The sequence below is a fragment of the Marinobacter sp. C1S70 genome (assembly GCF_000475355.1).
Classification (GTDB): Bacteria; Pseudomonadota; Gammaproteobacteria; order Pseudomonadales; family Oleiphilaceae; genus Marinobacter; species Marinobacter nauticus.
Genome location: NZ_AXBW01000090.1, coordinates 1 through 4647, shown reverse-complemented (window position 1 = coordinate 4647; position 4647 = coordinate 1). Strand labels below are relative to the sequence as shown.

Below are 4647 nucleotides of genomic sequence, written 5' to 3'. Positions count from 1 at the left end.
CTTTTGTTAAGGGACACTAGCGTAAATGCTCAGGTAAGGTCGCTGGAGCAGGACGAGGCGGAGTTTCTCGTTAAGTATTACGACTTGTTGGAAGCCATTACCTCAACGGGTTCGGCGGGGCTCGGTGCAGGCGCCGTGATGGTGTCGAAGCAGATCAGCAGTATTGAGAAGACGTTGAGGAACATTGAGCGTCTTCATCAGGAGAGTTACCGCAAACACGGCCATCTAAACCATCCGGAGTTCTTCGAGAAACGGCGGGCGCTTTTCAAGGAACTGGATTTTGCTTTGGGAAGCATTGCCCGCCGGGGGATGTCGCTGGATGACGATGCCAAGCTGAAACGAGCGCTGGGGTTGTCGTCGAAAAGTATTGTTAATCACTGGAATAAGGCTGGGGTGGGTGACATACCCGGCTACGCTACGCACTATGAGCGGGTGGCTAAAGGGGCAAAGTATGCCCGAAATGTGGGATATCTCGGGATTACTCTGGATGTCTCCATGTCCGCGCTGAAAATTCGTGAGGCTTGCACTGCGGGTGACGAGAAGGATTGTCAGGTCGTAGCTTACCAGGAGGGGGGTAAATTGACTGGTTCAATGCTGGGTGGCGGTATTGGAGGTGCCCTAGCAACGTCTACGTGCGTAGCGTTCGGAGTTACGACCGCTGGAATAGGTGGCGTGGCATGTGCGGTTATCGCGGGTGGGCTCGGTGCAGCAGGTGGCGGATTTGTTGGCGGAGTAGGTGGTGAGACTATTGGAGCAAAGCTGAGAGAGGTTGTCCATGACTGAAGAGTTCTTGGCTGACTTAGCGGCAATCATAGGGGCAGCTTGTATGCTCATTGGTGTCCTTTTGATGTTTCTGATGGTCACGCTGTTTTTTCGCAAAACCGAGGAAGTCGAGCGGAGGATTGCAACGCCCGGTAAGCAATTGGATGGAATTCGCAGTATCTGGGGTAATGGTCCTATTGGTCGCTGGATGAGGGTTTCGCATGTCTATGCTTTTTTTGTATTCCGGAAGTTTCCGCGTATAGGGGCTCGTATCGAATCCCGAATGGGTGACGAGGAGGAGCCGTTACCTCGTTCATTAAAGCTTTGGGTGATTGTGCCCTATACCGCGTTCGTGATTCTTACGTTTTTGTTTTTCTTTTCCGGTTGGTACCTTGGGGTGTTTGATTAATAGATCCCGCTAATTGCAGGGGCTTTTGCAAGGGATTTCCAGCCGTTTTGCTAGCGTCATCAAGGAGCAGTGACGTGCTCATAAAATACTTTCTGGGTCACAAAAAGGCACTGACGCTTTGCGGAGGGGCCTTGGTGATTGCCCTGACGTTGTACCCGATGTTCTATCGCACCTGGGCGTTTGGCTCCGATGCCTGGGGGTTATCCGTCATAGCGATTCTTGATCCCGAAGAAGTGCCCTGGAGCCCTTCGGATTTCAACAGTCTGGCGATCCGGCCTGCCGTTGCCTACTGGCTTCTGACAAATTTCGATTGGCCTTATGAGCGCTGTGGTAAAGCGATGACCGCGATGGACGGTTGTTCGCAGCCTCTGGTTAATTTTGTGGGCACGACGCTGGATACGCACGAACCTGACTCGATCATGACGCGCCGAGGCTATGGGTTGCTCCGACATTTTGCGGCACGGGGAGAGCCGGTGAACGGCTATTACAACGGGCTGACGCCCGTGCACGAAGCCGTTCTCTATGCCAATGTGGACTACCTTCACGCCTTGCTGGAGCTGGGGGCGGACCCGAACCTGCCCATTGATATGCCGGAGAAGGACTACCACGGCTTCAATGCGTTGGAGTTTGCAGCGTTTCTGGAGGCCCGGAATCCGGAAATGTATCAGGCTATTCGGGCAGTACTTGGCGGCAGCGAGTGAACTACTTTGAATGCGAGTCGACGATCAGCGCAGCGCTGAAATAGATCTGCGTGTAGCTAGAAGAAATGGTGGCATACGTTACCCGCCCAAGCGCTCACCGTTTCTGGCCACCACGTCTGTAAGAAAGTCTGCCAGGGCTCTGATTCGTCTAGACTTTGCCAAGTCGGTTTGTATGACTAGATAGATAGGCTGATCGACTCCAAGATCGGTGTCGACACAAACGAGTCCTGAGTTCTGAGCGATGAAATGTGGCAACAGTGCGAGCCCAAGCCCTGCCTTTGCTGCGGCCACCTGGGTGGCTAGTGAAGTGGTTGTCAGGGCGGGTCTTCTTCCACGCAAGATCCGCTCTATCCACTGAGCGGCAGGCAAATGTGAGTACATTTCCCCCCAGGTAATGAAATCATCCGTATCGTAGTAACCTAGGTCCGGGTTGCTCTCACGTCTTAGCTCATAGGACGTGCTGCAGTAGAGTCCATACCCCAAGGTGCCGAGAGCACGAAGTGTGACGTTGCCCCTTTCTGGCCGCACCATTCGCAATGCTAAATCCGCATCGCGTCGATGCAGGTTGGCGGTTGATATGTCTGTAACCAGCTCAACCAACAGATCGGGGTATTGGGCTCGAAATGCCGGGAGTTCCGGCAGTATGAGTTCGGTGGCGACATTTTCCGCTGTAGCCAGACGCACGTGGCCACTCATCTGCGCTTGGGTGTCTGCGCCTACGGCAAACGCGTGCGCTGCAGCCTCCAAGGCTTCGGCCTTTTCTATCAACTCAGCACCGTCCTCAGTTAACTCGTATCCCGATTGCTGACGTACGAAAAGCGGAAGTTTTAGTGCCGACTCAAGCCGCTCGATGCGACGTGAAAGTGTCGCAATGCCTACATTCAAGTTCTGGGCTGCGGCGCTTAGCGTGCCGCAACGGGCCACTGCCAGAAAGGCGCGGGTGTCATCCCAAACCATGCCCCTCGGCATCTCGTTTCCGATAATGGAAATCCTTTTGCCAAATTTGTTTGTATTTTCCATTTTTCGAGTCTGTCACGATTTAGTTCTAGACATCAAGGAGTCAGACATGGAAAAACGAGTGCTTGGAACAGGCTTCTCCGTTTCATCGATCGGATTAGGGTGCATGGGGATGAGCGAGTTCTATGGGCCCCGTGATGACAGTGAGTCGTTGCGTGTAATGGAAAGGGCGGTGGAGCTCGGCGTTGACTTTTTCGACACCGCCGACATGTATGGGCCACACCACAATGAGGAGCTTATCGGTCGGTTTCTAGCCGGTAGTAAGGCGCCTGTTCACGTCGCGACTAAGTTCGGCATTGTGCGTAATCCTGGCGAATATAAGCGGAGCTTGAAGAACGGTTCCGACTATGCGCGCAGGGCATGCGAAGCCTCTCTTCGTAGGTTAGGAATTGAGCAAATCGATCTGTATTACGTGCATCGCGTCAATCCGGAGGAGCCAATAGAGGAGACGATTGGCGGGCTTGAGAAGCTCATTCAATCAGGGAAAATCGCCCGTATTGGTCTTTGTGAAGTGAGCGCTGAAACCTTACGAAGGGCTCATGCGGTGCACCCGATTACCGCTATTCAGACTGAGTATTCACTTTGGGCTCGAGAGGTAGAGCGCGATGTTCTGCCGACATGCCGTGAGTTGGGTATTGGTTTTGTTCCATACTCCCCCCTGGGCCGAGGTTTTCTGACAGGGCGATTTCAAGACCCTGGAGAGTTCGATCATAACGACTTTCGTGCTCACCTCCCACGGTTTGCGGAAAGAGCAATCGGCGCGAACCGCCGAATTGCCGATGTTATAGCTGAAAAAGCCAAGCTTAAAGGGTGCACGCCAGCTCAACTCTCATTGGCGTGGCTGTTAGCCCAAGGGGACGATATCGTTCCAATCCCTGGTACCAAGCAGTTGCGCTACCTGGAAGAGAATGTCGCAGCAGCAGATGTCAGTCTTACCGTAGCGGAGCAGCGGGAGCTCGAAACCGCCACTGAGTCATTGCCAGTAGTGGGTGAGCGTTACAGCGAGGAAGGCATGAAGGGGGTGAATGTATGAGTTCTCCAGGCTCTGATCGCCGCGCTCAAGCTTTAAATCTACTCGAAGCACTCGACCCGGCCGCGCCGGGAAAGGTTGCCGCAAGCCTTGATGAGTTTCACAGCGAGGCTGTAGAAATACTTCTCGGGTTTTCCTTTGCTGATGTAGTGGCGCGTGAGGGGTTATCACTTAGAACACGAGAGATGCTCACTGTCGCCATGTTGTCTGCCGTAGGCACGGCACCAGGCCAATTGGAGTTTCATATGCGCGCAGCGCTGCATATTGGAGTGACGCAAGAGGAAATTGTCGAGATTGTCCTCCAAGTTGCTGTATATGCGGGAATTCCTGCCGCAATGAATGCCATTACAGCGGCAAAATTGGCCTTCAAGGAAGACCTGTTGGGCACACAGTCTCATGGCGCAACGCAGGGAGGAGAGAAAAATGTACGCTAGAACCACAACCTGGCGTGATTGGGTTGCCGTGACCGCGCTTGGTATTGGTAGCTTCACAATTGTCACTGCGGAATTGGCACCGATTGGATTGCTCACCGATATTGGGAACAACCCGGTCTAGTGTCCCGTCTGGTTAATTCGTTGACCTACTGCGAGATGCTGGCGGCGCTGGCCAAGGCGCCAGTCCGCAGGTGTGGTGGTTCCACATCAAGGGCTGGCAACACAGGTCCAGAGCCGCCAGCGTCTCGCCCTGCGGGAGCGCCTGAAAGCCTTGTGTTAATGGCCAATTAAAGT

General features: G+C 53.8%; 6 protein-coding genes. 5 read left to right on the top strand and 1 reads right to left on the bottom strand.

Translation table 11 applies throughout. The annotated features are described in order from the left end of the window. The 3 genes from Q669_RS19675 to Q669_RS18745 all read left to right on the top strand — a co-directional run. A partial coding sequence (locus Q669_RS19675; RefSeq protein ID WP_022993466.1) for a hypothetical protein occupies nucleotides 1–783 on the top strand: 783 nt, incomplete at its 5' end. Continuing rightward, nucleotides 776–1171, top strand: a complete 396-nt coding sequence (locus tag Q669_RS18750) for a hypothetical protein (protein ID WP_022993465.1) — start codon at nucleotides 776–778, stop codon at nucleotides 1169–1171. The genes Q669_RS19675 and Q669_RS18750, both read left to right, overlap by 8 nt. Before the next feature lie 74 nt (nucleotides 1172–1245). Next, nucleotides 1246–1872, top strand: coding sequence for an ankyrin repeat domain-containing protein (locus tag Q669_RS18745; RefSeq protein WP_022993464.1), 627 nt, complete (start codon nucleotides 1246–1248; stop codon nucleotides 1870–1872). Between the two features lie 78 nt (nucleotides 1873–1950). Here Q669_RS18745 and Q669_RS18740 read toward each other — a convergent pair whose 3' ends face one another. After that, nucleotides 1951–2892: a LysR family transcriptional regulator gene (locus Q669_RS18740; protein ID WP_022993463.1), complete on the bottom strand. Its 942-nt coding sequence runs from the start codon at nucleotides 2890–2892 to the stop codon at nucleotides 1951–1953. Nucleotides 2893–2938: 46 nt separating this feature from the next. Between Q669_RS18740 and Q669_RS18735 the strand changes: the two genes are divergently transcribed. Both Q669_RS18735 and Q669_RS18730 read left to right on the top strand, forming a co-directional pair. Then, complete coding sequence (locus Q669_RS18735; RefSeq protein WP_022993462.1) at nucleotides 2939–3922, top strand: aldo/keto reductase; 984 nt, start codon at nucleotides 2939–2941, stop codon at nucleotides 3920–3922. Continuing rightward, a complete protein-coding gene (locus Q669_RS18730; protein ID WP_022993461.1) occupies nucleotides 3919–4353 on the top strand; it encodes a carboxymuconolactone decarboxylase family protein in 435 nt (144 codons plus the stop codon). Before Q669_RS18735 ends, Q669_RS18730 begins: the two co-directional genes overlap by 4 nt. Nucleotides 4354–4647 lie beyond the last annotated feature (294 nt).

What these genes read in the sequence shown, in the direction of transcription:
- Q669_RS18750 (WP_022993465.1), top strand. Translation starts at nt 776, where the DNA reads ATGACTGAAGAGTTCTTGGCTGACTTAGCGGCAATCATAGGGGCAGCT.
- Q669_RS18740 (WP_022993463.1), bottom strand. Translation starts at nt 2,892, where the DNA reads ATGGAAAATACAAACAAATTTGGCAAAAGGATTTCCATTATCGGAAAC.
- Q669_RS18730 (WP_022993461.1), top strand. Translation starts at nt 3,919, where the DNA reads ATGAGTTCTCCAGGCTCTGATCGCCGCGCTCAAGCTTTAAATCTACTC.
- Q669_RS18735 (WP_022993462.1), top strand. Translation starts at nt 2,939, where the DNA reads ATGGAAAAACGAGTGCTTGGAACAGGCTTCTCCGTTTCATCGATCGGA.